The organism is Floridaenema evergladense BLCC-F167 (assembly GCF_041929205.2).
Classification (GTDB): Bacteria; Cyanobacteriota; Cyanobacteriia; order Cyanobacteriales; family Aerosakkonemataceae; genus Floridanema; species Floridanema evergladense.
The window spans coordinates 590,235-616,668 of sequence record NZ_CM171625.1; the positions used below are offsets into that span (position 1 = coordinate 590,235).

21 protein-coding genes are annotated in these 26,434 nt (G+C 39.8%); 16 read left to right on the top strand and 5 right to left on the bottom strand.

Features of this window, described 5'->3' with window-relative positions:
- The first annotated feature begins 4 nt into the window (after window positions 1–4).
- From ACE1CA_RS02755 to ACE1CA_RS02765, 3 genes are all read left to right on the top strand, one after another.
- Entirely contained in the window at window positions 5–1,222 is a 1,218-nt protein-coding gene (locus tag ACE1CA_RS02755) for a hypothetical protein (RefSeq protein ID WP_413275755.1), read from the top strand.
- Window positions 1,223–1,295: 73 nt separating this feature from the next.
- Entirely contained in the window at window positions 1,296–1,598 is a 303-nt protein-coding gene (locus ACE1CA_RS02760; protein WP_413275754.1) for a type II toxin-antitoxin system HigB family toxin, read from the top strand.
- A complete protein-coding gene (locus tag ACE1CA_RS02765; protein WP_413275753.1) occupies window positions 1,558–1,992 on the top strand; it encodes a helix-turn-helix domain-containing protein in 435 nt (144 codons plus the stop codon). The genes ACE1CA_RS02760 and ACE1CA_RS02765 overlap by 41 nt, the downstream gene beginning before the upstream one ends.
- A 174-nt stretch (window positions 1,993–2,166) precedes the next feature.
- Here ACE1CA_RS02765 and ACE1CA_RS02770 read toward each other — a convergent pair whose 3' ends face one another.
- Window positions 2,167–4,644: an ATP-dependent Clp protease ATP-binding subunit gene (locus tag ACE1CA_RS02770; protein WP_413275752.1), complete on the bottom strand. Its 2,478-nt coding sequence runs from the start codon at window positions 4,642–4,644 to the stop codon at window positions 2,167–2,169.
- Between the two features lie 232 nt (window positions 4,645–4,876).
- Here ACE1CA_RS02770 and ACE1CA_RS02775 point away from each other — a divergent pair, with 232 nt between their 5' ends.
- Window positions 4,877–5,383 carry a DUF29 domain-containing protein gene (locus ACE1CA_RS02775; protein WP_413275751.1) on the top strand — a complete coding sequence of 169 codons (507 nt, stop codon included), beginning with the start codon at window positions 4,877–4,879 and terminating at the stop codon, window positions 5,381–5,383.
- 385 nt (window positions 5,384–5,768) lie between these two features.
- Here the strand turns inward: ACE1CA_RS02775 and ACE1CA_RS02780 are convergent, their stop codons facing one another.
- A complete protein-coding gene (locus ACE1CA_RS02780; RefSeq protein WP_486517632.1) occupies window positions 5,769–6,725 on the bottom strand; it encodes a DUF1152 domain-containing protein in 957 nt (318 codons plus the stop codon).
- Between the two features lie 168 nt (window positions 6,726–6,893).
- On the opposite strand from ACE1CA_RS02780, the gene ACE1CA_RS02785 reads away from it, so the two are divergent.
- Together ACE1CA_RS02785 and ACE1CA_RS02790 are read left to right on the top strand one after the other, a co-directional pair.
- Window positions 6,894–7,247: a hypothetical protein gene (locus ACE1CA_RS02785; RefSeq protein ID WP_413275749.1), complete on the top strand. Its 354-nt coding sequence runs from the start codon at window positions 6,894–6,896 to the stop codon at window positions 7,245–7,247.
- A complete protein-coding gene (locus ACE1CA_RS02790) occupies window positions 7,244–7,648 on the top strand; it encodes an HNH endonuclease (RefSeq protein WP_413275748.1) in 405 nt (134 codons plus the stop codon). The genes ACE1CA_RS02785 and ACE1CA_RS02790 overlap by 4 nt, the downstream gene beginning before the upstream one ends.
- A gap of 22 nt (window positions 7,649–7,670) precedes the next feature.
- Here ACE1CA_RS02790 and ACE1CA_RS02795 read toward each other — a convergent pair whose 3' ends face one another.
- On the bottom strand, window positions 7,671–8,000 hold the full coding sequence (locus ACE1CA_RS02795) for a winged helix-turn-helix transcriptional regulator (RefSeq protein ID WP_413275747.1): 330 nt from the start codon (window positions 7,998–8,000) through the stop codon (window positions 7,671–7,673).
- 109 nt (window positions 8,001–8,109) lie between these two features.
- Here ACE1CA_RS02795 and ACE1CA_RS02800 point away from each other — a divergent pair, with 109 nt between their 5' ends.
- The 4 genes from ACE1CA_RS02800 to ACE1CA_RS02815 all read left to right on the top strand — a co-directional run bounded on the left by ACE1CA_RS02800 (window position 8,110) and on the right by ACE1CA_RS02815 (window position 10,717).
- Entirely contained in the window at window positions 8,110–8,808 is a 699-nt protein-coding gene (locus tag ACE1CA_RS02800) for a pirin family protein (protein ID WP_413275746.1), read from the top strand.
- Window positions 8,809–8,887: 79 nt separating this feature from the next.
- Entirely contained in the window at window positions 8,888–9,268 is a 381-nt protein-coding gene (locus ACE1CA_RS02805; RefSeq protein ID WP_413275745.1) for a hypothetical protein, read from the top strand.
- A gap of 74 nt (window positions 9,269–9,342) precedes the next feature.
- Window positions 9,343–9,924: an NADPH-dependent FMN reductase gene (locus ACE1CA_RS02810; protein ID WP_413275744.1), complete on the top strand. Its 582-nt coding sequence runs from the start codon at window positions 9,343–9,345 to the stop codon at window positions 9,922–9,924.
- Between the two features lie 109 nt (window positions 9,925–10,033).
- Window positions 10,034–10,717, top strand: coding sequence for a Uma2 family endonuclease (locus tag ACE1CA_RS02815; RefSeq protein WP_413275743.1), 684 nt, complete (start codon window positions 10,034–10,036; stop codon window positions 10,715–10,717).
- A 182-nt stretch (window positions 10,718–10,899) separates the two neighbouring features.
- On the opposite strand, the gene aroF is transcribed toward ACE1CA_RS02815, so the two are convergent.
- Window positions 10,900–11,754 carry a 3-deoxy-7-phosphoheptulonate synthase gene (gene aroF, locus ACE1CA_RS02820; RefSeq protein WP_413275742.1) on the bottom strand — a complete coding sequence of 285 codons (855 nt, stop codon included), beginning with the start codon at window positions 11,752–11,754 and terminating at the stop codon, window positions 10,900–10,902.
- 440 nt (window positions 11,755–12,194) lie between these two features.
- Between aroF and ACE1CA_RS02825 the strand changes: the two genes are divergently transcribed.
- From ACE1CA_RS02825 to ACE1CA_RS02845, 5 genes are all read left to right on the top strand, one after another.
- Window positions 12,195–12,389 carry a hypothetical protein gene (locus ACE1CA_RS02825; RefSeq protein WP_413275741.1) on the top strand — a complete coding sequence of 65 codons (195 nt, stop codon included), beginning with the start codon at window positions 12,195–12,197 and terminating at the stop codon, window positions 12,387–12,389.
- 597 nt (window positions 12,390–12,986) lie between these two features.
- Window positions 12,987–15,401 carry a response regulator gene (locus tag ACE1CA_RS02830; protein ID WP_413275740.1) on the top strand — a complete coding sequence of 805 codons (2,415 nt, stop codon included), beginning with the start codon at window positions 12,987–12,989 and terminating at the stop codon, window positions 15,399–15,401.
- 25 nt (window positions 15,402–15,426) lie between these two features.
- Window positions 15,427–19,902 (top strand): PAS domain S-box protein, encoded by a 4,476-nt coding sequence (locus tag ACE1CA_RS02835; RefSeq protein WP_413275739.1) that lies wholly within the window; start codon window positions 15,427–15,429, stop codon window positions 19,900–19,902.
- A complete protein-coding gene (locus tag ACE1CA_RS02840; protein ID WP_413275738.1) occupies window positions 19,892–20,272 on the top strand; it encodes a response regulator in 381 nt (126 codons plus the stop codon). The genes ACE1CA_RS02835 and ACE1CA_RS02840 overlap by 11 nt, the downstream gene beginning before the upstream one ends.
- 67 nt (window positions 20,273–20,339) lie before the next feature.
- Window positions 20,340–21,782: a bifunctional orotidine-5'-phosphate decarboxylase/orotate phosphoribosyltransferase gene (locus tag ACE1CA_RS02845; RefSeq protein ID WP_413275737.1), complete on the top strand. Its 1,443-nt coding sequence runs from the start codon at window positions 20,340–20,342 to the stop codon at window positions 21,780–21,782.
- Between the two features lie 371 nt (window positions 21,783–22,153).
- Here ACE1CA_RS02845 and cax read toward each other — a convergent pair whose 3' ends face one another.
- Window positions 22,154–23,281: a calcium/proton exchanger gene (cax, locus tag ACE1CA_RS02850; protein WP_413277625.1), complete on the bottom strand. Its 1,128-nt coding sequence runs from the start codon at window positions 23,279–23,281 to the stop codon at window positions 22,154–22,156.
- A 431-nt stretch (window positions 23,282–23,712) separates the two neighbouring features.
- Here cax and ACE1CA_RS02855 point away from each other — a divergent pair, with 431 nt between their 5' ends.
- Window positions 23,713–26,355: a DUF3536 domain-containing protein gene (locus ACE1CA_RS02855; protein WP_413277626.1), complete on the top strand. Its 2,643-nt coding sequence runs from the start codon at window positions 23,713–23,715 to the stop codon at window positions 26,353–26,355.
- Window positions 26,356–26,434 lie beyond the last annotated feature (79 nt).

The window sequence follows — 26,434 nt, forward strand, 5'->3', positions numbered from 1 at the left end:
TTTTATGGTTCACTCTGACTCATCATTGTCTCAAAATCGTTTTTGGCGAACTTCCTTAAAAAATCAATTTCGCCAAAAACTTTACAGTATAGAGCAACTACCCCTAAGCCAAAAAAACGCACCTCTACTGATTGGAACAGGTATGGGAAGGAAAGGTAACTTTGAGCTTTCCTGGAATATGAATAAGCAGGTTTTGATGGTTTGGGCTACCAGTGATACCTGGGAATACATTTTGAAAGATATTGTCAAACATGATTCTACAGGGAAAAAGTATTATGTCGATAACAATAAGAAAACCGATTTTTTAAATAAAGTCACGATGCGAAGTAACAGGCCATTCCTTCGATCATATCCATCTTCCCTTTTAAGCAGTCTGCTCCATCGGGTAAAGCCGTGGGCTAATAAATCTATTAATAACTTTGGTAAATGGGTTGAATTGGCTTATCTATTACCTTCTTATATAGACTTTCGTTTTGGCCCTCAGCTTCAGCTTGCAGGGAATAGAGGAAAGGATGAGTTAGAACTAGTGCGGAAATATGCTAATAAGGCTATAGATTTTCTAAACCAACGCGGTTATCTGATAGGCTACGAAGTAGGAGAATCAGGGCTGTGGTTGGACGGTAATCCAGATTACATCCCCAACCGTCACTTTCGTCTAATCTGGGGGCTAGGTGGTCGCTCAGATTTTGTAATTCAATTGGCAAATGGTTGTGTTGAGTATTGGGATCTTAAAACCCACTCTCCAAACAAACCTATCAGTAAGCCTGACGATCTTGTTAAGCAGGAATATTTTCAACAAGTGGTTCGACAGGCACCAATGCAGCTAATTTACTCCTCGAATGGGCCACTTCCGATTCCTAACGTGCTTCCTGTAAAAACCATAGGTGTTTTGGGAATTGGATGCGATGGTGAAGGAAATATTATTTCGTACAATCGCCAGATAGAAGCTTCTGATTGGGAAGGTAATATTATTTCATACGATCGTAAAGTTGAGGAGCCGATACAGAAACCGTTTCCTGTGGATCGTTCTATCACCACTGTTAGGGTAACTCAATGGTATGAACTATTGGGAACCCCAGAGGAAAGAGTAAAACTAGCTACTGAGGTACTTAAAGAGACTGTGCATCAGTTAATAGAGGCTTTAATTAAGTCTGATGAATGGGATGCTATACAACAGGAACTCGATTTACATTGGGAGCGAAAGTGGGGGAGAAGAGTTTGAACATGATGCAACTTTGTCAGGTATTTGACATCAACCTCGCAAATAGCTAAAATCCTCCTGTAAAAAGGTTTTCATGCACGTTATCAGCAAAAAAAAGCTCAAAAAATTTTGGGAAAAGCACCCAGATGCCAAAACCAACCTCGAAAGCTGGTATAAAATTACCAGTAAAATAGAGTGGGGAAATTTTGTGGAGTTGCGCCAAACTTTTCCCTCTGCTGATTTAGTTGCAAATTTCACCGTTTTTAATATTTGCGGCAATAAATATAGACTGATTGTTCTTGTAGATTACCAATACAAAGAAATTTATATTCGCCACGTCCTTACTCATGCAGAATATGACACAGACAACTGGAAAAACGACCCCTGGTACACCTAATCCCAGTGAATTTCTCTCTCTGATCGCTGCTTTTCCACCCCGTCCCATTACTTCAGAAGACGAATTAGACGCTACCCAAAAAGTAATTGATTCACTGATCGATCGCGGCACACTAACAGATGATGAACGTGATTATCTACACCTTTTAGGTTTATTAGTTTCCGAATACGAAGAAATTCATTATCCGATCGACGATATTTTTGGTGTAGCTTTACTAAAAGCTCTAATGGAAGATTTGAACCTCCAAGAAAAAGACTTAGTTCCTATTTTCCAAACCGAATCAAACGTTTCCGAAATTTTAAGCGGTAAGCAAGAATTAACTGTAAGTAATATTGAGCAACTAGCTGAATTTTTTCATGTTTCGTCAGCCGCTTTTTTGAGCAAAGGTAATTGAATAATTATTATATATCCCTCTTCCTCTTCTCTTCGCGCTCTTCGCGTCTTTGCGGTTCAAAAAAAAATCTGAATTTTTCACCACAGATGTCCACAGATGAACACAGATGGAATAATTATTTTTACAAAAAATCCCCCAGTATCATTACCAGGGGAAAGTTAACAGTGCAAAGCTTTAACCAACAGGTTGCAGAACTAAATCATGCTGTTTCTCTGCGGTGACAACTACTTTGCCATCTTCGCCAATATCAATAACAGCAGTATCACCTTCTTGCACGCGACCTGATAGCATTGCTTCTGCTAAACTATCTTCTAAAAGTCGCATAATTACCCGTCTTAATTCTCTGGCACCATAAGCAGGATTGTAACCTTCTTGGACTAAGCGATCGCTAAATCTCTCAGTCACATTCAAAGTAATTCCCTGTTCGCTTAACCGAGAAGAAATCTCGCGCAACATAATGCCAGCAACTTGCTTAATTTCATCCTTAGTTAACTGACGGAAGACGATAATTTCATCAATTCGGTTGAGAAATTCAGGACGGAAATATTGCTTAAGTTCATCATTCACCAAATTGCGAACTCGATTATAATTCGCTTCACCTAGATTTTCGGCAAACTCAAAACCTAGTCCACCACCACCTTTTTCAATCACCTTAGAACCGATGTTTGAAGTCATAATTAACAAGGTATTCTTGAAGTCTACCGTGCGACCTTTGGCATCAGTTAAACGACCATCATCTAACAGTTGTAACAAGGTATTGAAGACATCGGGGTGAGCTTTTTCGATTTCATCAAACAACACCACTGAGTAAGGTCTGCGGCGTACTGCTTCGGTTAATTGACCGCCTTCATCGTAACCGACGAAACCTGGAGGCGAACCAATTAATTTAGAAACAGTATGAGCTTCCATGTATTCGGACATATCGACGCGAATCATCGCTTCTTCAGAACCGAATAAATAGGCGGCTAATGCTTTGGCTAATTCGGTCTTGCCAACTCCGGTAGGGCCTGAGAAAATGAAACTGGCGATCGGGCGATTAGCATTTTTCAACCCAACTCTAGCGCGACGAATCGATTTCGCAACTGCCGTCACTGCTTCATTTTGACCGATCAACCGTTCATGCAAAGTATCTTCTAAATGTAACAGCAATTCTGATTCGGTTTCTGTCAATTTGTTAACCGGAACACCAGTCCAAGCTGCGACAATTTGGGCGATATCTTCTTCATCAACGATCGGCATTGCTTCGGGATGAATTGGCTGATTTTTGTTATCAGCGATCGCTTTTAGTTGAGCTTCTAACTCCATTTCGCGATCGCGCAATTCGCCAGCTTTCTCAAAATCTTGCTCTTTAACAGCCTCTTCTTTCTCTTTGGTAACTTGACGCAATTCTTGCTTCAATTCCTTAGTTCCAGAAGCTTGAGAATTTCTGAATCTAACGCGAGAACCAGCTTCATCAATCAAGTCAATTGCTTTGTCGGGAAGGAAGCGATCGGAAATATAACGATCGGAAAATTTAGCAGCAGAAACCAACGCTTCATCAGAGATTTTTACCTTATGATGTTGTTCGTAAGCAGAACGCAAACCATATAAAATCTCGATCGTTTCTTCTACAGAAGGTTCACCGACCATAATTGGTTGGAAACGACGTTCTAAAGCAGCATCTCTTTCAATATGCTTGCGATATTCATCTAAAGTTGTCATTCCCATGCACTGCAATTCACCTCTTGCTAATGCAGGTTTAAGTAAGTTAGCAGCATCCATACCGCCTTCCACACCACCCGCACCTACTAAAGTGTGAACTTCGTCAATTACCAAAATGATATTTCCAGCTTGACGAACTTCATCAAGAATTGCTTTGACTCGTTCTTCAAAATCACCGCGAAAACGAGTTCCTGCAACTAACGAACCCATGTTGAGACTGTAAACCTGTTTGTCTTGCAACAAGTCAGGGACATCTTCGTTAGCGATGCGTTGTGCTAAACCTTCTGCGATCGCAGTTTTACCAACTCCTGGTTCTCCAATCAAGACTGGATTATTCTTAGTCCGACGACCTAGAATTTGAATAGCCCGTTCTATTTCCTTTTGGCGACCCACAACAGGATCTAATTTACCTTCTGCGGCTAACTTCGTCAGGTTACTTGCAAATTCATCCAAGGTTGCAGTCTTAGTTCTACCGCTAGAAAATCCTTGCTGTCTACCACCAGAAGCAACCGTAGCTACTTCTCCCAGCTGCTTAATTATCTGCGTCCGAAGTTTGGCAGTATCAACGCCCAAAATTTCCAACACTTTAACTGCAACTCCAGTTTCTTCCTGAATAATTGCCAGCAGTAAGTGTTCTGGGCCAATGTAATTATGTCCTAATTGACGAGCTTCCTGAAAAGCTTGCTCAAAAACTCGCTTAACCTTTGGAGTAAAGGGAATTTCTTTCGGGACGAAACGAGTACCCCGACCAAGAATATTCTCTACTTCTTTTCGTGCTGCTTCTAGAGTAACGCCATTCTCTTTTAGGACTCTAGCAGCTACTCCTGTTCCTTCTCCAATCAACCCCAGGAGAATTTGCTCGGTTCCCACGAGGTTGTGTCCCAGGCGACGTGCTTCTTCCTGAGCTAACATTACTGCTTTAACTGCTTTGTCTGTAAAGTACTCAAACATAGTGGGCATTACCTCGCCGAGCGTTCAAAAATATGGATGAATCCTCATCCTGTGTGAACTTTTGTGTACTGATTAAAGGTTAGCTCTCTGGGCTGAGGAATAGCAGTGGTGAGAACCGTATGTTATCAGCGTAGTTGCCGCAAGGGGTAGGCACAAGGGCTAAAAGGCATCGCTCTTAGTTAGCGAGCGAAAGTAGAATTAAATGGGTATAAAGCCATCTGAGGAAGAAAGTATGAACCTTCCACTTGTCAACTTATACGAAACTGATTTTTATGCCTGGACTCAGAAACAAGTAGAGTTATTGCGTCAGCGTGACCTAAATAATCTTGATATTGAAAATTTGATTGAGGAAATAGATTCTTTGGGTAAACAGGAAAAACGCGAATTAATCAATCGTCTAGGAATTTTAATCGGACACTTGTTGAAGTGGGAGTATCAAGTCGATCGCAGATCTAAAAGCTGGATCAAAACAATTCGCGAACAGCGTAAAAAGATTCAAAAGCTAATTAAGGAAAATCTTAGCTTAAAACCTTTCCTAGAAGAAGCAATAGAAGAGGCTTATTCAGATGCAGTAGATTTAGCTGTTAATGAAACAGACTTGGAAATTCATGCTTTCCCAAATGAAATTCCCTACTCTTGGGAACTAATAGACAACCCGAATTTTTTTCCGGGTCGTCTCATAGAATCAGATATAGATTTACTTGCAATCTACGGAATCTCACCTCTATCTACAACCTAAATAAGTGATCTGGTTGCGCTGTGGCAATGCACCAACAAGTAGTGTTGAAACAATTTTTCGGTCTGGAGTTGAGATAATTCAATAATTTATGAATAATGCTTCTTTAGATTGTCTTGAACTTTATTGAGTAGTGCGATCGCTAATCGGTAATTCTAATATCTGGTTTTGCAATTCTTCCAAATTCATCTGCACCTCCTCCATAAATTTCCTTTCCTTCAATTGTATTAATTATTCCTTCTAATATCGATTACCTAAATGTTTGCTACAGATGCTTGGGAAAGGGCGGGTTTTGATTTTAATCTTATGGCTGGGTATTGTAGGCTTTTGGCTAAACCCGCCCCTACATTTATTTGTATCAATCATTTGGGCAAACGATATAACTTCTTCAAATCGGAATTCTCTCAAACTCCTTCACTCCGTATCGACTACGCACTTTTTCGATCGCTTCTGCAACTTCCGCGACTTCAACTGATTCTAATATATCCTGATAAAAGAGCTTTAATTGTGCGACTTTTACAGCATCAAAGTACCACAATAATTGTGTCAGAGGAGAAAGCCAAGGAGGAGAATTTTCCGTTTTCGGGTGTACTACAGTACGCCCAAAATCTCCTTGCATAGCTGTAATTATGCTACTTACAATTACACTCCGACGATGTGAAGGTAAATAGTTGTAAATGTAACTTACCGCTGATAGAAAATCTTGACCAACGGGTGTTTCTTTAATTATTGAACCAACACCAAAAAAAGCACCTTCTTTTACAAGTTCTGCCATTCTACGCAATGCCAAACCATGCGACACATTACCTTCTGCGCCCTCAATACCAAATGCGGTGATACAGTAAAATTTGCGATCGGCATTACACAAAGCAGCAGACACGATCGAAATCGAATCCATTGATGGCGTACCCAAGTCACATTCATCACCACGAAATAAACCATCTATGCCACCATCTACACAGATTACAGTATCAATTTTTAATTGTTCCACCAAATAAGAATAACTTGCTAAAGTTGGTTGTACTCCACCATGAGCAAAGCAATAAATAGAACGCTCAGTTTTACGCTTCTCTTTGTACCAAAGAGCAAGTAATCTTTCTGGAAAATAATCACCAGCTTTTAGATAAGACTCAGATGTAATTTCTAGTAAACGTTCATTGTGCCAATGACCATTAATAACATTTCTTAGGTCTGTAAATGAATAGTTAGCAAATTCTACATGATGACCTGCCGCTTCTAATGCGATCGCTATTGGCAGACCACAAATTACATCAAATCCTCCCCCTGCACCAGCAATCAAAACTCGTGATTTTGGCGGGAGTTCCAGTGGCACTACAATTCCCATTATTTACACCTCTTCTAAGTTCACAAGGGAAAATTTTTCTAATTCTATTTATGTTTTAATCTGCTGAACGAAAATTTGGTCTAATTATTGTTGTAATTAACTAGAGTTACGAATCTCGTTCTGTAGATACAATTAAGAGAAGAAACTCACCAAGGAAGGTGTTATCCAGTGGCTCAAATAATTATACAAGTACCTGATGAACTTTCTGAACAATTAGCACAACTAGGAGATAGACTACCAGAACTGCTTACTCTTAGTTTGCAACAGCCACCATTATCAGCTAACATCTATCGTTATATTCTCAACTTTCTTGCCAGCAATCCCACACCTGAACAAATTACCGCTTTTAGTCCCACACCGGAAATGCAATCACGTCTGTGTGTTCTTTTAGAACGCAGTAAAGCGGGTGAATTAACTACACAAGAACGTCTGGAATTAGATGAGTACGAGCAAATCGAACATTTAGTGATTATGCTCAAAGCTGGTAGCCTAAAATATCTAAAAAATTCGCCTTCAGCATGACTTATATACCTGCTGCACTTCGCCGCCTTGTAGAAGAAAGAGCAAATTACAGGTGTGAGTATTGTTTACTTCCTGCTGGTGTTGCTTTCTTTCCACACGAAGTTGATCATGTAATAGCAGAAAAGCATGGTGGTGCAACTGAAGCCAATAATTTAGAATTTGCTTGTTGGCGGTGTAACCGTTATAAGGGTACGGATCTTGGTTCTTTCGATCCACAAACAGGAGCATTCAGTTTTTTATTTAATCCGCGTACACAACGGTGGAACGAACATTTTAGGATTGAAGAAAACGCAATTGTAGGTTTAACACCGGAAGGACGAACAACTGTTAGTTTGTTTCAGTTAAATAATAGCGATCGCCTTGCCGAACGCCAACGATTGCCAGAGTCAAGCAATGAATAATTAAAAGTTAATACCTTCATTTCTATCTCTTCTCTAAATACTTCAACCCCCATTCGTGCATTGCATCAAGAATTGGCTTTAAAGTTTCCCCCAATTCTGTCAGCGAATATTCAACTTTCGGCGGAACTTGCAAATAAACATGACGATTAATAATCCCATCTTGTTCTAATTCTCTTAACTGCTGTGTTAACATTTTTTGTGTAATTCCATGCAAAGCTCGGTGTAGTTCTCCAAACCTTTTTATACCAATAAAAAGTTCTCGTAAAATCAATACTTTCCAACGTCCGCCTATCACTTTTAAGGTGATTTCTACCGAACAAGACAATCTTTCTGAAGTATCAAAGCTTTCCATAGTAACTTTTTGGGAACTATCTTACTTTAAAGTGCATACTTTTCATTTTAGCCTTATAAGTTCTAAAGTAGATATAGGAATAAAACGCAGTAAGTAACAGGAAATTACTATGATTATCATCCGTCCAGCAGAAGAAAGAGGACACGCAAATCACGGCTGGCTTGATAGTTATCACTCATTTTCTTTCGCTTCTTACTATGACCCTAATTTTATGGGATTTCGTGATTTACGAGTGATAAATCAAGACCGAGTTGCACCTGGAATGGGTTTTGGCACACATCCTCACAAGGATATGGAAATTGTTTCTTATGTGGTTGAAGGTGCATTAGAACACAAAGATACGATCGGTACTAGTTCGGTGATTCGTCCGGGTGAAGTGCAAAGAATGAGTGCGGGAACTGGAATTGCTCACAGCGAGTACAATCATTCTCAAACTGACCCTGTGCATTTTTTACAAATCTGGATTTTGCCGAATGAAAAAGGGATAAAGCCAGGTTATGAACAAAAAATGTTTGCTGATGAAGAAAAGCGTGGTCAACTGCGCTTAGTTGCTTCTGGTGATGGTCGCAATGGTTCAGTTACTATTCACCAAAATGTCGATCTCTACGCTAGTTTACTTGAGCCAGGGGAACAGGTAGTTCATACTCTGGAACCAGAACGCCGGGGTTGGGTACAAGTAATTAAAGGGCAAATTATGCTTAATGATTTGGCTTTGAAAGCTGGTGATGGTGCGGCTATCAGTGAAGAAAATCGTGTGGCTATTGAGGCAACAAATTCTGCTGAATTTTTGTTATTTGATCTAGCTTAAAATTAGGTACGTTGTTGCGCTTTAGCGCTAAAGCGCAACAACGTACATCAGTCCACTAATTTTCGCTGGATTAACAAAAATGATGCTACTTACTAAGTTAGGATTGACTACTGTTTTAGCGGGAAGTTTTTGGGGTTTTCTGAGTCTGGGAAATTTCGCTAATGCTGATTTAATTGCTCAAACTACTGATTTACAAGACGTACAACAGCTGATTCAACAAAATCCCGCTTTGGCTCAGCAAGCACAACAATTGTTACTCCAAAATCCAGAGTTAGTCCTAATGTTGGTGCAACAATTGCTAGAATCAAACCCGCAGTTGCTTGAACAAATTGAAAGTAATCCGCAACTTGTACAACAGGTGGGAAGTCAAAATCAGCAACTAATTCAGTTGTTACAGCAGAATCCTAAGTTGGTACAACAGTTGCAACAAATTATTCAAAATTCTCGCCAAAAGCGATGATTTAATTATAGTATAATTGCGCTGAGCAATAAAGAATTGTTCACTCACAAACCGCTCACAAAGGAACAGCTTTTATGGCTTACACGCCCAAAATTTTGGCATTTGCAGGCAGCACTCGCACGGATTCTTATAACAAAAAACTTGTCCAAGTTGCTGCTAATGGTGCTCGTTCAGCGGGTGCCCAGGTGACTTATATAGATTTGCGTGATTTTCCGATGCCGCTGTTTGATGAAGATTTGGAAAAGGAGGAGGGAACGCCGGAAACTGTGCTTAAATTCAAGGAGTTAATGATAGCTCATGATGGGCTTTTAATTGCTTGTCCTGAGTATAATAGTTCGATTACTCCGGTTTTGAAAAATGCGATCGACTGGGCTTCGCGTCCTGGTGAAAATGCGCCACCTTTGGCGGCTTTTGTTGATAAGGTAGCAGCAATTATGAGTGCTTCTCCGGGAGGATTGGGCGGTTTGCGAGGGTTGGTGACTGTGCGATCGATCTTAGGTAACATCAAAGTAATTGTCCTCCCCGATCAAATCGCTGTTTCTAAAGCTTATGAAGCTTTTAATGCTGATGGCAGTTTGGTAGATCCAAAACAACAAGAATCAGTGGAAAAACTCGGCGCAAATGTAGCGAATGTACTCGCGAAGTTGAAAGCATAATTGGTGTATGTTGTTGCGCTTTAGCGCTAAAGCGCTGAAGCGCTCACAAAGAACTAATATTTAAACTTAGCTATAATTAATTTACTGAAATTATCTCAACAATAGTACTATGACTGCATCAATTACCACAGTCAGCGAAATAACTGCAAAAATTCTGCATCATTGGCAACCCGCTACCTGGGAAGATTATTTAGTTTATCGGGACGATCGAACTAATAACAGAATGCGGCTATTTTTTCAGGAAAACTATATTTTAGTAATTGATATGGGTTGGGAAGGAATTAATCACGCTACTATCAACGAACTGTTCACTTTGATATTCGGTTTCTGGTTCTTCACAAAACCAGAACAAATATACAGCTTGCTAGGCGGTTGCTTGTTAGAAAAAGCGCCAAAACAAGCAGGTGCGCCAGATTTAGTGCTTTATTTGGGTGATGATTATCCTCGTTGGCAAGAAGGTGAACCGCGTCGAATTGATTTGAATCGGTGGCGAGTACCTAATTTAATTGGTGAGGTTTCTGATACGACTTTGGCAACTGATTTGGATGAGAAGAAAAGGCTTTATGCTGATATGGGAATTCCTGAATATTGGGTGATTGATGTTCAATGTTTAAGGGTTTTTACGTTTCAGTTGGATGCAAATGGTAAGTATCAGGAATGTGATTCGTCTTTGGCGTTAGAAGGGTTGCCTATTTCTTTGTTAACGCAAACTTTGGTACGTTTGAAAGAGGGAACAAATGGTAGTGCTGCTGCTTGGTTTGCTGAACAAATTGCTAGTTTGAAAATAGCTTAGGCTTTTTTTAACGCAGATGAATGCAGATGAACGCGGATGAACGCAGATGGGATTTTTGGTTAGGAGCAAAAAATTGGCTTTTTTAAATACAAAAATTATATTATAGAAACCCGGTTTCTTGAAGAAACCGGGTTTCTGAAAGCTACAAAATAAAAATAGGATAGGCAATGTCTATCCTATTTTTATGCTGCTAAAAGTTGTGGTTGGTTTTTTGAGGTTGGGATTTTTTTGCCGATCGCTTCTGCTACAGGCTTTATACTTTTAACTAGTTGTACCATGTCTTCTAAGGAAAGTGCTTGACGGGCATCGGAAACGGATTTTTCGGGTTCTGGATGACATTCTATGATTAATCCGTCTGCACCACAAGCGATCGCAGCTTTCGCCAAAGGTGCCACTAATTCCCGCTTTCCAACGGCGTGCGATGGGTCTACAATTACGGGCAAGTGAGTTATTTGTTTTAGTGCGGCTACTGCTCCTAAATCTAAGACATTTCTCGTATAATTATCGAAGCTGCGAATCCCTCTTTCACAAAGTACAACATCGGGGTTTCCGTGACTTAAAATGTATTCGGCAGCGTTGATAAACTCTTCAATAGTTGCTGCTAAACCTCGTTTGAGTAAGATTGGTTTTCCTGCTTGTCCTAATGCTTTTAATAAGTCGAAGTTTTGCATATTTCGGCTACCAATTTGCAGCATATCAGCAGAAGCGGCGACGGTTTCTATTTGACTAATTGACATTACTTCGGTGACAATTGGTAACTTATAACGCTCTCGAATTTCAGCGAATATTTTTAGTCCTTCCTCACCTAAACCTTGGAAAGAGTAGGGGGAAGTGCGAGGTTTGTAAACTCCACCACGTAATGCTTGCACTGAGTTAACTAAATGATTGGCAACTTGTTCCATTTGCGCTAAACTTTCGACTGCACAAGGTCCACCGATAATTACTAAGTCTTTGCCACCTATTTGCACTTCTTCTGTTAGTTTGACGATGGTTTGTTGGTTGAGTTCGGTTTGGGATGCTAGGGTTGCATTGAACATTGGTTTTTCTCCTTTGTGAAAAAGTGTGGTTAATAAAAAACCCGGAACCTTTTTTCAAGTTCCGGGGGTAGTTGTCAGGTTGGCGACAGGACTTATTTACCCGGAACTGTTTCTGGGCCAAAAATAAAATCCGTAATACCAACTGAAAATTGAGATAGTCATTGTCGTTTCCTGAAATAAACAAAAAACCGCAGATTTTGTGATCTGCGGTTCACCGATTTGGTTCCAAGCGTTCTTGGATCACTCTCGGTGAACCGCTGGATACCAAAAATAAAAGTAATAAGATCTGGTTAACATTTTGTTTTGCGAGTAGAATACTTGAGACTGAAATATAATTGCTTTCTCTATGAACTTAACAGAGATAGCTGTCAGCGTCAAGCTCAAATTCGGAATCTATTTATTTTGGTTGAAATTGGTTTTATTTCCGGGAATTGCTAGTTATGATGGGAAGAATTTACGATCGCTCTAACGTTAACCAAATGTTTTTCGGTTGTCGCTTTAGTCGGGTTTCCCAATTTCGGGTAATCTTGCGCCGGGATGCGGGATTCTTTGGTAAAACAGCAACACGAATGAACAATTTTCGACTCATAATTCTTTCTTTTGGTAGAAGCACTCTGAAATTTGCAGAAATTTAGGCACTAATTAAAGAAGGTTTTAAAGAAGCTATCAGCAAATCTTGGCCTAGAGATGGAATTAAACTCGGAGCTTTTCGTTCTAGTAAGGGCATTTCTTGCCAGCAATGACGACAGAACCAATAAATTTGATGGTGCCGGATGTGGCGGAGCATTTGATGAGAGCAGCAAGGGCAGTTATTCATAGTGGTTTGTCACCTTAGAGATTGAAGCAACTGATGAGTCAGAATTGAGCTTCGTCAATAAATCTGGCGATTAAAAAAATTTGATAACGGTCTTAGCCTCTAAAAAATTTGTGAAATATCTGTGAATTTGTAACATTGCTATACAAATTTTAAATAGCTGTAATTTTACCTAGTCAAATCGCGCAAAAAAATGCCGAAGCAGGTAATATTACTGCTGCCCCGGTTCTTAGTAATTCTTGATTTTCACAAAAACCACATAAATTTCTTACATATTTTTGATAGTGTTGAGTTATTTCAAAAAAAAATTTTATCTGGTGCTACAACATCTACGTAAAAACCGTATTATCTCCTAAAAAACTAACAAATCAAGTTTTTATTTACGGAATTAAGCAGACAGATTGGAGTAGATGAATTTGTGAAGATTCTTTTAGTGGAAGACGATCGCAGTTTGGCGAACTTGCTACAGGCAACGTTGAACTGGCATCAGTATCAAGTTGATATGGCTACTGATGGTCAACAGGGTTGGGAGTTAGCTGAAGTGTTTGAGTATGATTTGATATTGCTGGATGTGATGTTGCCTAAACTTGATGGGATTACTTTTTGTCAGCAGTTACGAACGGGAGGACATTACGCGATTCATCTTCCTAATCAAGAAACTCCGGTGTTATTAATGACCGCAGTAGATACTGTAACAAATAAAGTTATGGGTTTAGACGCGGGAGCAGATGATTATCTGGTGAAACCGATTAATATAGATGAATTATTGGCAAGAATTCGGGCTTTGGGGCGCAGAGGTCAGGTGCAGCGATCGTCTATATTAAGTTGGGGAGATTTGCAGCTGCATCCTAAAAATTGTGAGGTGACATTTGCTGGAAAACCGATCGCTCTCACTTTGAAAGAATATCAATTGTTAGAATTGTTTTTGCGTTATCCCGATCAAATATTTAGTCAAGGCAGATTAATTGAACAACTTTGGGGACAGTATGAAACGCCGACGGAAAATGCTGTCAGAGCACAAATTAAAGGACTGCGGCAGAAGTTAAAACAAGCTGGGGTTCAAGATATAATTGAAACAATTTATAAGTTGGGATATCGATTACGACAACCAAATCAAGAAAATGATAATCGGAAAGATTGTTTATCTTTAGATACTTCTGTGACTTCCTCTGTGACGCTTCCTGCTCCAGATCTTTGGGAAATTTGGTTAGAATGTCGGCAATCTTATGTCGATCGCCTTACTTTTATCGAGCAAGCAATAACTACATTAAATACAGGTGATTTTACCAAGGAACTACAACATCAAACCGAACGAGAAGCACATACCTTAATCGGCTCTTTAGGTAGTTTTGGCTTAGAAGAAGCTTCCCAAATTTCGCGCCAAATTCAGCAAATTCTGAAGCAAGAATCAGCTTTAGGAACCGTTGAAGCTGAGCAGCTAAAACAACTAATTGAAAAATTGTGGTTAAAAATGCCAGGGAATCGGAAAATAGAAGAAGAATCAGAAAAACAGGAAAATAAACTCGCTCATTTTGACTCTAATTCCTCGACATTGTTGATAGTTGCCGATGATTTGGTATTAGTAGAAGACTTTGTAAATGAAGCAGATGCTTGTGGAATTCAGGCGGAAGTAGCAACTAATTTACAGCAAGCTAAGAAGCTAATTTTGCAGCAACAACCAGATGCGGTTTTGTTGGATTTAAGCCTTGGAGAAATCAGCGAGAGTGGGTTAGAATTTATGGCAGAACTGCACAGTGAATATCCAGAGATTTCGGTTTTTGTGCTTACACCTAAAGATAAATTGAGCGATCGCGTCCAAGCTGCTAGGTTAGGAAGTAAGGGCTTTTTCCAAAAACCGATCGTTCCTTACCAAGTCCTAGCAGCGATCGGTCAAACTTTACAACATACCCATCAAACTGTATCCAAAATATTAATTGTTGATGATGACCCCCAAATTCTTCAACTGTTAGGAAAAGTTTTAGAATCTGAGGGTTATCATTTAATACTACTGAACAATGCAGAACAATTTTGGCAAGTTTTAGAACAAACTGTTCCCGACTTGTTGATTCTTGATATAGAATTACATGGTTCTCCTATAGTTAATGGAATTTTTGCCACATCAGAATTAAATGGTTTTGACCTTTGCCAAATCATCCGTAACGATCCCCAATGGCACAATTTGCCAATTCTGTTTTTATCCGCTTACACTGATTCCGAAACAGTATTACAGGGATTTGAAGCAGGAGCAGATGATTTTTTGTATAAACCGTTTGTACCCGTAGAACTACTAATGCGGGTAAAAAAAAGATTGGAGCAGGGAAAAATGCGCCGTCAGAGTGAATTAGACTTACTAACAGGAGTGAGTAATCGCACCAAGTCTATGTTGGATATTACCCGATTATTACGTCTAGCTGTTCGTCAGCAACAAACTTTTTGTTTAGCAGTATTAGACTTAGATCAATTCAAGTTAGTAAACGATCGGTACGGACATGAAATGGGCGATCGCGTTCTTAAATATTTTGGTCAATTGCTCAATCAATCTTTCCGTATGGAAGATTTATTAGGGCGTTGGGGAGGAGATGAATTTGTGGTGGGAATGTACGGAATTTCTAAACAAAATGGAGTAAAAAGATTGGATGAAATGTTAAATAAATTTAGAGAAGTTAAATTTAAAGACAGAAATGGCAGTAAATTTCAAGTAACATTTAGTGCTGGAATTGCTCAATTTATTGAAGATGGAGAAGATTTACAAGCACTTTATCGAGCTGCCGATCGAGTACTGTATCAAGCTAAAATTCAAGGGGGAAATCAAATCATAGCCACTGAAAGCTAAAGCAATTTTAAATTGAAAATTCAAGATGAGCGATCGCTACAAAACCAAAAATCAACTAATTTCTGAATTGGAGCAACTACGCGCAGAAGTCGCCGCCCTCAAGCAAGAGAAAGCGAATACACCAATCTGCATATCTAATATATCTGAAACTGATATATCAGAACTTTGTAAAATAACTCTATCTCCCGAAGTAGGAGCAGTTTATCAGGCAATTAACCGTCACCCACTTGTTGTCACTCCTAATACAGTAATTCCAATTGTGATTCAACAAATGGAGCAAGTACACTCTAGTAGCGTGTTAGTTGTTGAGGAAGGATTACTCGTAGGGATTTTTACAGAACGGGATTTGGTAAAGTTAATTGCTGAACGAATTTATCTAGATAAATTAACCATTGCTGAAGCTATGACTCGCCAATTAATTACCATTTTTTTGGCAGAATTGCAAGATGCTGTCAGCGTATTTAAATTAATGCAAGAACAAAAAATTCGCCATCTCCCAATATTAGATAAATCTGGGTTACTGTTCGGATTAATTACTATGAAAAGTCTGCGGGAAGCACTGCAACCAAGCGATTTATTGCGCTTGCGTCGAGTAAAAGAAGTGCTAATGCGACAGGTAATTTATGCGCCTCCGAACTGTAGCTTATTTCAAATAGTGCGATTAATGGCGCAGGAAAAAATTAGTTGTGTGGTAATTGCTGAAACAGAGAAAGCCGGAATAGTTTTACCTCTTGGTATTATCACAGAACGGGATATTGTCAGATTTCATACTTTAGAATTAGACTTTTATCAAACTCAAGCAGCAATGGTGATGAGTACGCCACTGTTGCCAATTTCTCCAGAAGATTCTTTATTACAAGCATATCAATTGATGAATCGCCATCGAGTTCGGCGGTTAGTAGTTTGTGATGAAAAAGGCAATTTAATGGGGATTTTAACTCAGCGCAGTATTTTACAAGCGATGAATCCGGCGGAAGCATATTCTGTGATTCAAATATTGCGCCAAGAAGTCGATCGCCTTCAGAACGAAAATATTTTACTCTTACAAAATTGCAACCGAGAACTGCAACGCCAAGTTAAAGAAACAGGCGCACAATTAGCAGAACAAATCGAGCAAGAACGTCTTTTAGCAGGTTTTACTCAACAGATTAATCGATCGCTAAATCTACCCAAAGTTCTCAATGCCAAACTTTCTTGTACTATTCTGCTACTTGTAGCTCAAAAAAGCGATCGCACCCTTTATCAAAAATATCTCACTCAAGATAAAGAATACAACTACAATATTTTAGAATTTACCAGCCCACAAGCAGCATTAGAACAATGTCAACAGATGATGCCAGATTTAATTTTGGTTGACGAGTTGTTACCCAATATGACTGCACAAGAATTTCTGTTGCAATTGGGTAAATTGATTAAAAAAAATCCGCTTCCCGTAATTGTCATTACCTCTAGCGATCGCACTCGCGTTGTAGTAGACTTGCTCAAAAGTGGCGCACAAGATTATTTAAAGAAAACTCACATTACCGCTGTAAAATTACACAAAACTATTAAAAGTGTTTTAGAAAGAATTCAATTAATCCAAGAACAACCCAAGCAACAAGAGCAGCAACAACTTGTTTCGACTACAGCTTTACATATTCGCCAATTTTTAGATTTGAATCAGATTTTAACAGCTACAGTTAACGAAGTAAGACGCATTTTCGGGTGCGATCGCGTAATTATTTATCGCTTTAAACCTGATTTTAGTGGAGTAGTTGTTGTTGAATCAGTTGTCGATCCTGCCTTTTCTATGTTGGGATGGGAAATTAAAGATGATTGTTTCCAAAAAAATTGGGTAAAACCTTATCAACAAGGGCGAATTCGGGCGATCGAAGATATTTACACCACTACCGATCTTAATCACTGTCATATTGAATTTTTATCTGGCTTTCAAGTTCGGGCAAATCTAGTAGTTCCCATTTTGTCAGGAGAAAATCTTTGGGGTTTATTAATATCTCATAATTGTACAGCCCCTAGACATTGGAAAGCCACAGAAATTGATTTTTTATCCCAATTAGCAACTCAAGTTGGGATTGGGATTCAGCAAGCAGCACTAGTTACCCAACTTCAAACAGAACTTAAAGAACGTCGAGAAGCAGAAGTTGCATTACAAGCAAGTGAAGCGCATTTCCGCAATGCAATTTTAAACGCTCCCATACCAATTATGCTTCATGCCGAAGACGGTGAAGTGTTATTAATTAATGAAGTTTGGACAGAAATTACTGGCTATTCTCTGGCAGAAAATTCGACTTTGATGGCTTGGATTAATAAAATAGAACGCAAACATCGGCATCAATTTCAGGCAGATATTCAACAAATTTATAAGCAAAAAAATCGAGTTTCTCAAGGCGAATATATGATTATTACTAAAACATCAGGAACTCGAATTTGGAATTTTTCTTCAGCTTTGTTAGGAGAACTTCTCGATGGAAGAAGGTTGATAATTAGTACAGCTTTGGATATTACCGAACAGCAAGCTACACTCCGCGATCGCGAACAAGCCAAATTACAATTACAAGAAAGTCAACAACGGTTGCAATTATCCCTAGAAGCAGCAAAAGCAGGTTCTTGGGAATTAAATTTATTAACAAATGAATTAATTGCTTCCGATCAATACAAAGTAAATCTTGGACTTTCTCCAGAAGACGAAATTAGCTATCATCAACTAATTGAAAAATTGATTCACCCGCACGATCGCAGCATCCAGCAAGCATATATGCGTCAAGCTTTAGAGAAACATACTCGCTATGAAGCAGAATACCGCTGTACTTGGTCAGATGGTAGCGTTCATTGGTTAATGGCAAGAGGACAAGCTTATTATCAAACTGATGGTACACCTTACCGCATGATTGGCGTAACATTGGATATTACCGATCGCAAACAAATCGAATTAGAACTGTTTGAATTGACAGCAGAACTAGAACAAAGAGTAGCACAAAGAACAGCAGAATTATCCCAAGCTAATCAAGAATTACTACAGGAAATTCACGACCGCAAACGCATAGAAAATGCCCTGCGAGAAAGCGAAGCTAAATGGCGCAGTTTAGTAGAAAATGCCCCCAGTTTTGTACTCATGATCGATCGAGAAGGCAAATTTCTATTTATTAATCGCGTCTTACCAGAATTTTCTATGGAAACTATTATTGGTGAGAGTTTCTATGACTATGTTCTCCCAGAATATCAGTCAATTCAAAAAGCCGCAGTTGAGCGAGTTTTCCTTTCCGGTGAAGCAACTACCTTTGAAGTTTTAGGTTACAAAGATGCTCAAAGAAATTTAGCTTGGTATGAAACTCGCATCGCTCCAATTTGGCAAGATGGGGAAATTTCTGCTGCCATTGTGATTTCCAATGATATCAACAATCGCAAACAAACAGAAGCCGACTTAAGAGAAAAAAATCGTCGTTGGCGATCGCTCTTAGATAACGTACAACTAATAGTAATTGGATTAGATCAACAAGAATTAGTAGAATATGTAAATCCATTTTACCTGAAACTTACTGGATATACCGAAGCAGAAGTTTTGGGAAAACCTTGGTTCGACAACTTCGTACCAAGCACGCGAAAAATAGAACTTCGTAAAAGCTTTCAAGAAATTATCCAAGGTGTGAATGCTCATAGTTATTTTGTTAATCCAATTTTGACGCTTACAGGTGAAGAACGAATGATTGCCTGGAGCAACACTTTATTGCATGATGTAAAAGGTAATGCGATCGGCTCGATTAGCATCGGCGAAGATATTACCGAACGCTATAAACTGGAACGGATGAAAGGTGAATTTGTCTCTATAGTCAGTCACGAACTCCGTACACCTCTAACTTCTATGCAAGCAGCCCTTAATTTACTCTCAGAAAACATCGTCGATCCAACTTCCGAAACTGGAAAAAGCGTCATTCAAATAGCTGCTGATGGAGTCGAACGTTTAGTACGGCTAGTAAATGATATTCTCGACTTAGAGCGATTAGAATCGGGAAAAATCCGCCTAGAAAAAAGCTGGTGCAATACCGCAAAAGTGGTGAAAAAAGCGATCGACCAAATGCAAGAAATGGCAAATCAAAGTGGCATCAAATTAAGTACCACAATAGAAAGTTGTCAAACCTTTGTTGATTGCGATCGTCTACTCCAAGTTTTAATTAACCTATTAAGTAATGCAATTAAATTCTCTGCCAGCGGTAGTACAGTTTGGCTGAAAATAGAAATAATACCAAATCATCAACTTAAGTTCAGCATTAAAGACCAAGGTAGAGGAATTCCTGGTGATAAACTAGAAACAATCTTCGAGCGATTTCATCAAATAGATGCCTCAGATTCCCGTGAAAAAGGCGGAACAGGTTTAGGTTTAGCGATTTGTCGCAGCATAGTTCAGCAACATGGAGGAAAAATTTGGGTAGAAAGTATTTTAGGTGAAGGCAGTACATTTTATTTCACATTGCCCATTGGGGAGGAAAATAGTTTTGGCAACTAAACGAGTTTTAATTATTGATGATGATTTGGGAATTCGCAAAATTGTGCAAATTTCCCTAGAAGCAGTTGCAGGTTGGGATGTCCTAATTGCTGCTTCTGGAATGGAAGGTATAGAAATTGCTCAAACAGAACAACCAGACGCAATTTTACTCGATGTAATGATGCCAGGAATGGATGGAATTACCACACTGGGAAAAATCAAAGAAAATCCTAGTATTCAAAAAATTCCAGTGATTTTATTAACAGCTAAAGTACAACCAAGCGAGCAAAAACAATTCGCTGAATTACAAGTAGCTGGTGTAATTACAAAACCTTTCAAAGCGACAGATTTAGTGGAGCAAATACGATCGCTCTTACAGTGGCAAGATTAACACAAAAAAGCAAAAAGTTGAAAAATGGAGCAATATATTTAGTAGAGGTCATAAAAAAGGTTAACCAATGCAATTTTTCGATAAGTTGCTGTATGCGATCGAACGTAACCAGAGTTTACTGTACGTAGCCCTCGATCCAGACTTGGACGAAGTAGTAATTGGGCAAAATGGTCAAGATCATGACCGCTTGTTAAAGCAAGTTTGGGAAAGATTAAACTACATCATCGAACAAACTGCCGATTTAGTCTGTGCTTACAAACCGATATTGGGATTTTATCGCGCATTAGGAACACTGGGATTAGAACTGCTAAAACGCACTTTGGAGAAAATTCCCCCAGAAATTCCCATAATTTTGGACGCTAAACACAGCGACATTCACACCAGCACCGTCTTTGCCAAGATGGTATTTGAACAATGGCAAGTGGATGCTGTCACCTTGACTCCTTTAGCGGGACTAGATCACGTTGCACCATTTTTGGTTTATCCAGATAAAGCCGTGTTTATCCAATGCGCTCATGCTAACGCCAGTGCCGCAGCATTGCAAGAATTTCCCGATCGCGATCGTCCTTTTTATTTACATTTAGTGCAACAAGCAAAAAGATGGGGAACTCCTGAACAATTAGGATTAAAAGTGGGTGTAGCCAATTTAGAAATTTTGACTAAGATTCGCCAAACTGCACCCGAACGATTAATTTTATTGCAAGAAGGCGTTACTGAAAATTTTGATTTTTCTAGTATTTTAGCTGCTGGTTTAGATACCCAAGGAGAAGGGTTAATAATCCCTGTACCACCAGAAATTATAGAGACAAGTGGAGAAAATACTCGTAAATCTGTAGAGGAATTGCGAGATTTAATAAATCAAGAACGTCAACGCATTGTGCAAACAAGTCCCGCTTGTAATCTTTGGGTTTCTGATGTTTTACCTTCTGCATCTCATCCCCACCAAGATTTAATTCTGCAACTTTATGACATTGGTTGCATCATTTTTGGCGATCACGTACAAGCTTCTGGCGCAGTTTTTCCCTATTATATTGATTTGCGAATCATCATTTCTAAACCGCAAATTTTCCATCAAATTTTAAGCGCTTATGCAGAAATTTTGGAAACTTTGGAATTTGATAGAATAGCAGGAATTCCCTACGGTTCTTTACCCACAGCAACCGGGTTATCTCTGCGCTTACATCGTCCCATGATTTATCCGCGAAAAGAAGTGAAAGCGCATGGAACTCAAAGAGTAATTGAAGGGTATTATCAACCAGGGGAAAAAGTTGTGGTAGTCGATGATATTATGATTTCTGGCAAAAGTGTCATGCAAGGTGCAGAAAAGTTGCAAGTGTCTGGTTTAAGGGTGGAGGATATTGTGGTATTTATCGACCATGAAAAAGGAGTGAAAGATAAATTAAGAGAAAATGGTTATCGAGGTCATGCAGTTTTAACTATTTCCGAAATTGCGGAAACTTTGTATCAAGCTGGTAGGATTAATGAGTCACAATTTCATCTTTTAATCTAGAATTTTAGCTAGGGAAGGTAGCTGATTATTGCAGCAATTAAATGATTGAATACCACTAATAAATGTGAATTAGGGAAAAAGGAAAACAACTAAAGTCGTTATACCAATTCTCTATGAAGATGCGCTGTAGGGAACCCCTCCCCGTTCACAGTCCCGGTTTAATGATTAAGCGCAATTTTCCAGAGAATTGGGAGCATCCCAATTTTGCAAAAATACAAGCGATTAGAAATCGCGGCTACACAGACAAAGCCTGCCTCCGCAGGCTAAAAGTCCGCGCAGGCGGACTTGGTTTGTATAGCCCCAGACTTCCAGTCTGAGGGGCAATTTACACATTTGGGATGCTCCCAGAGAATTGGTATTACAATAGACCTTTAACCGATTCCTTCAATTACGGGATGGAAGTAGAAAGCTATTCCCAAAACTGTGTAAGCTGCTAATAGTAAAGTTCCTTCTAACCAATTCGATCGCCCATCGGAACTAATCGAATTAGCAATTAACACAGCTACAGCTACAGCTACTAATTCAAATGGATTAAAATCTAAATCCATTGGTTGACCAAATACAAAACCAGCTAAAACTAATACTGGGGCAACAAACAAAGCAATTTGTAAACTAGAACCTACGGCAACAGAAACGGAAAGATCCATTTTATTTTTCATCGCTACAGTAACAGCGGTTGCGTGTTCCGCAGCGTTACCAACAATGGGAACAATGATTACACCAGTGAACAAAGCTGTTAATCCTAAACTTTCGGTTGCTACTTCCAAAGAATCAACTAAAAGTTCTGATTCCACTGCTACCATTAAAGTGCAAGCTAACAGTATGCTAATCCATAAAGGTAAGTTGACTTTATCGCCTGATTTTTCACCAGCAAGATTTGCTTCAGCGAACGCTTCTAACTCTCCGGGATCTACATCTGCTACACCTGCGTCGTAGAGATAGGAGTGGGTACGCATGGAAAACAGCAAAGTCAAGCCGTAAACTATGATGAGGACGATCGCCACTGCACTAGAAAGCGTTTGCATCGTACTTTCGGAAATCCCCTGCGAGGTGTAATTGACCATTGTGGGTAATAACATGGCAATTACGGCTAAATTCATCGACGAAGCATTAACTCGCGCCACTATGGGCTGAAATTCTTGCTCTTTGTAACGCAGACCTCCCAATAACATAGAAAGTCCCATAACTAATAGCAAGTTACCAATAATTGAACCTGTCAAGCTGGCTTTTACCACACTGATAAATCCAGCTTTCAGCGCTACCAAACCGATAATTAATTCAGTAGCATTGCCAAAAGTGGCATTTAACAACCCCCCCAAGGAAGGGCCAAGAACTACGGCAATCTCTTCTGTCGCCGTTCCCATCCAAGCCGCTAAGGGTAGAATTGCCAAAGCTGAGGTGATGAATATGACAATTTCTCCCCAGTGGAGGAAGCGTGCGGCAATGGAAATGGGAATGAAAATTAGAAGGGCTAGGAAAATTTTATCTTTACTCAACATTTAGTTTTGTGTGTTTTGGTTCATTACAGTATTATGCACATCGCTAGAGAACTAGAAAACTAGAGGGGCTAATAAAAACCCTCTTTGGATGCAAAGTTCAGCAGGAATAGTAAAAAATTATTTATTTAATTTAATAATTTTGGCAATTCTTAATTTAAATTTTCAATACTAGTTAAATTTCGTTAATTAATGTGGAACAATTCTAAAATTTAAGGTTTAATCTAGAAGGATAAAAGAAAATACCTAATTCGGTATGTGGCTTTTATTTCTCAACTAAAAGATCGCTTTAGTAAGGTTGTCGATCGCTACGGATATCTATATAGTCTTTGATCCCCAGCCATAGCCAAAAAATCATCGACCTGGAAGGTTAAAACCCAATAAACAGGCGGGTTGGCAAGCTGTTTAACCTAACAAAATTGGACTTAGTACTTATGACTGCTTTCGCAGATTTACCAACTTCCCTTCACGGGGAAACTGAGAACATCACGGCATTAACAACTGATAATGACCTGGGGATCGATCCCCAACAAATTACCGGAGTTTTTGTCACGGTTCACGGACATTTCTATCAACCACCAAGGGAAAATCCTTACTTGGATGCGATCGAAAGGCAACCAAGTGCAGACCCTTTTCATGATTGGAATGAACGAATTCACCACGAGTGCTACCGTCCTAATGCCTTCGCTAGGGTGTTAAATGACAAGGGCGAACTAGTGGGGATCGTTAATAACTATGAGTACATGAGTTTTAATATTGGGCCTACACTCATGTCATGGTTAGAAAAATATGATTTAGAGGTTTATCAGAGAATTTTAGAGGCCGATCGGAAAAGTGGCGATCGACTAAACGGGCATGGAAATGCGATCGCCCAAGTATACAACCACATCATCATGCCTTTGGCAAACGCTAGGGACAAATACACCCAAATTCGCTGGGGCAAAGAAGACTTCCGTTCCCGCTTCCATCGCGATCCCGAAGGAATGTGGTTGGCGGAAACTGCTGTAGATTACGCTACATTAGAAGCGGTAATTGCCGAGGGCATTCGCTTCTTAATTCTCGCCCCTTCCCAAGCCCAACGTTGCCGACCTTTACCCACAGAAAAAGAACCGAAATCACAATGGTTGGAAGTGGGAGGCGGACAAATCGATCCCACCCGACCTTACCGTTGTTACTTGCCCGGAACTGACAAATTTATCGATATTTTCTTCTATGACGGCCCAATCTCCAGAGATATGGGCTTTAATGATGTTTTGAATAGTTCTCATAACTTAGCAGGACGAATCGGCATGGCAATCCAAGGCGATCGCCGTCCCGCCCAGTTAATTTCCGCTGCTACCGATGGCGAAACCTTTGGACATCACAAGCATGGCACAGAAAAATGCTTGGCTTATGCTTTTACCAGCGAGTTTGCCAGTCGGGGTTGGCAAGTAACGAACTTCGCCCATTATTTAAGCTTGAATCCCCCCGCTTGGGAAGTAGAATTAAAACCTGTGACCGCTTGGAGTTGCAGTCACGGAGTCGATCGCTGGCAAGAAGACTGCGGTTGCGGTGGTGGTGGGGGATGGCACCAAAAATGGCGGCGACCTTTGCGCGATGCGTTAGATTGGTTGCGCGATCGCTTGATTGAAGTTTACGAGGAAGTGGGGCGGAAGTATTTCCTCGATCCTTGGCAAGCTAGGGATGAGTATATTAAGGTGATTCGCGATCGATCTGCTGCCAATGTCGAACAGTTTTTGATCAGACATCAATCTCATAAACTTGAGTCGGCAGAAAGAATTGATGCTTTGCGTTTGTTGGAAATGCAGCGTCATGCGTTGTTAATGTACACCAGTTGCGGCTGGTTTTTTGAAGAAATTTCCCGCCCCGAAGGTGTGCAAATTCTCCGCTATGCTTCCCGTGCTTTAGAATTAGCGGGAGAAGTGGCAGGTGTACATTTAGAAAAAGAGTTTGTCGATCGCCTCGCCCTCGCCCCCAGCAACATCGATACTTTCCGCAACGGTGACGAAGTTTACCGTCAGTTGGTAGTTTCCGCACAAGTCAACTTCCAGCAAGTAGCTGCACATTACGCCATTTCTTCCCTGTTTACCACCTACCAATCAGAACAGCGGGTTTATTGTTACACCGCTAATCAAGTTGATTATCAATTGCAACGCATGGGTTCCTTAACTTTAGCAGTAGGGCAATTGAAATTGGTTTCTGAAATTACTTGGGAAAGTGCAGATTTAACCTTTGCGGTATTGCATTTAGGCGGTTGGGATTTCCACTGTTGCATTAAGCGGTTTACTTCCCGTCGCGCTTATACGCAAATGAAAGAACAATTATTTGATGTTTTGCAACAAGCAAGTGCCGCCCAAGTAATTTTGGCAATGGTTAAATTGTTTGGCGATCAAAACTTTAGTTTACAGAATTTGTTTGCTGAAGAACGCCATCGAATTATGCGTTTATTAACCCAGGAAACTTTGGTGCGGTTAGATCAACTTTACACCCAAGTTTATCGGGATAACTTTGGAGTTTTGCGGGCGTTTCATCGCGACGAGTTACAAGTACCGCAAGAGTTACAAGTGGCAGCAGAAATTGCTTTAAGTAATCGGGCAATTTTGACAATGCGATCGCTAGAACAAGTACTCAGCGATTTAGCTTTTGACGATCCGCAAGCTGGATTAGCAGAAATTGGCGAGTTAGAAGCAGTTGCGATCGAAGCTAATAGTATGCGCTGTCAGCTGAAAGTCCGCGAAGGTAAGCAAATGATGGAACGGTTAATTTTGCGGTTGCTTTGGCATCTTTTACATGATGCTAATCCCACCACAATGGAAGCCGAAATTCACCGTTTAGAACGCATGGTTGATGTTAGCTATCGTCTGAATCTTGGCTTATCTTTAGATCGGGCACAGGAAATATTTGCTAACGCTTTGTCTAAGCAAATTATGCCTAACTTTGTTCCGGTAAGTGCGGTTTTGGATGGGGGAAAGGGCGATCGATCTCCCGGTTGGGAATTAACCCAAATGCGTCCTTTAATCCGCTTAGCTGAAAAACTCAAAGTTGACATCGACTTTTGGGTAAGTCAGTTAGTTTAAGAATCTAGATCCCCGACTTCTTGAAGAAGTCGGGGATCTGGGACTTGAATAAATCATGATGACAAACAATTAAAAAGTA